The 1,848-nt window shown below is 74.7% G+C and carries 1 protein-coding gene; it reads left to right on the top strand.

Going from position 1 to position 1,848, the window contains the following annotated elements:
• The first annotated feature begins 111 nt into the window (after positions 1-111).
• Entirely contained in the window at positions 112-1,653 is a 1,542-nt protein-coding gene (gene hutH, locus VR44_RS39570; protein ID WP_045952537.1) for a histidine ammonia-lyase, read from the top strand.
• The last annotated feature ends 195 nt before the right edge of the window (positions 1,654-1,848 follow it).

Raw genomic sequence — 1,848 nt, 5'->3', positions numbered from 1 at the left:
GGCGGGTGCGGTCGGGGAGGTTGATCCGTAAGGGGTAACAGGCGGACCCGATCGTGACATTCTCAGCTAGTGACATGAAGGGATTCAGTCCGTAGGGTGCTGAATATGGATATGCACACTGTCGTGGTGGGGACCTCCGGAACCACCGCCGAGGACGTCATCGCCGTCGCCCGAGGCAACGCGCGGGTCGAGCTGTCCGGCGAGGCGCTCGAAGCCCTCGGCCGCGCCCGCGAGATCGTCGACGCGCTCGCCGCCAAGCCCGAGCCCGTCTACGGCGTCTCGACCGGCTTCGGCGCCCTCGCCTCCCGGCACATCAGCCCCGAGCTGCGCGCGCAGCTCCAGCGCAACATCGTCCGCTCGCACGCCGCCGGCATGGGCCCGCGCGTCGAGCGCGAGGTCGTCCGCGCCCTGATGTTCCTGCGCCTGAAGACGGTGGCCTCCGGGCACACCGGCGTACGGCCCTCGGTCGCCCAGACCATGGCCGACCTGCTCAACGCCGGCATCACCCCCGTCGTCCACGAGTACGGCTCCCTCGGCTGCTCCGGCGACCTCGCGCCCCTCTCCCACTGCGCCCTCGCGCTCATGGGCGAAGGCGACGCCGAGGGCCCCGACGGCGTCGTCCGCCCGGCCGGCGAACTCCTCGCCGAGCACGGGATCGAGCCCGTCGAGCTCCGCGAGAAGGAGGGCCTCGCCCTCCTCAACGGCACCGACGGCATGCTCGGCATGCTGGTCATGGCCCTCGCCGACCTGCGGACCCTGTACACCTCCGCCGACATCACCGCCGCCCTCACCCTGGAGGCGCTGCTCGGCAGCGAGAAGGTCCTCGCCCCCGAGCTGCACGCCATCCGCCCCCACCCCGGCCAGGGCGCCGCCGCCGCCAACATGGCCGCCGTGCTGAAGGGTTCGGGGCTCACCGGGCACTTCCAGGAGGAGTCCGCCCCGCGCGTGCAGGACGCCTACTCCGTGCGCTGCGCCCCCCAGGTCGCCGGCGCCGGCCGCGACACCATCGCGCACGCCGCCCTCGTCGCCTCCCGCGAGCTGGCCTCCGCCGTCGACAACCCGGTCGTCCTGCCCGACGGCCGCGTCGAGTCGAACGGCAACTTCCACGGCGCGCCCGTGGCCTACGTCCTGGACTTCCTGGCCATCGCCGCCGCGGACCTCGGCTCCATCGCCGAGCGGCGCACCGACCGCCTCCTCGACAAGAACCGCAGCCACGGCCTGCCGCCGTTCCTCGCGGACGACGCCGGCGTCGACTCCGGCCTGATGATCGCCCAGTACACGCAGGCCGCCCTGGTCAGCGAGATGAAGCGGCTCGCCGTCCCGGCCTCGGCCGACTCCATCCCGTCCTCCGCCATGCAGGAGGACCACGTCTCCATGGGCTGGTCGGCGGCGCGCAAGCTGCGCACCGCGGTCGACAACCTGACCCGCATCATCGCCATCGAGCTCTACGCGGCCACCCGCGCCCTGGAGCTGCGCCACGGCCTCACCCCGGCCCCGGCCAGCCAGGCCGTCCTCGCGGCGGTCCGCGCGGCGGGCGTCGAGGGCCCCGGCCCGGACCGCTTCCTGGCCCCGGACCTCGCGGCGGCCGACGCCTTCGTCCGCGCGGGCGGCCTGGTGGCGGCGGTGGAACCGGTGACGGGCCCGCTGGCGTAGGTGCGCCTTGACGGCACAGGCCGCGCTCCGGGGGGTCCCGGGGCGCGGCCTCGCTTTTTCCCCCTCGAGGGGCGGGCGCGGGGCGGTGCCTGCCCACCCGCCTCCCCGGGTGCGGGTGGGTGGGGGTGGGGACGGGATCCCGCCGGGCGGTGGCCGGACGGCTGGGCGGGACGGGGGATGGGCGGGACCTGACTC

The sequence above is a fragment of the Streptomyces katrae genome (genome assembly GCF_000966975.1).
Lineage (GTDB): Bacteria > Actinomycetota > Actinomycetes > Streptomycetales > Streptomycetaceae > Streptomyces > Streptomyces katrae.
This window is presented reverse-complemented; position numbering and strand designations above follow the sequence as displayed.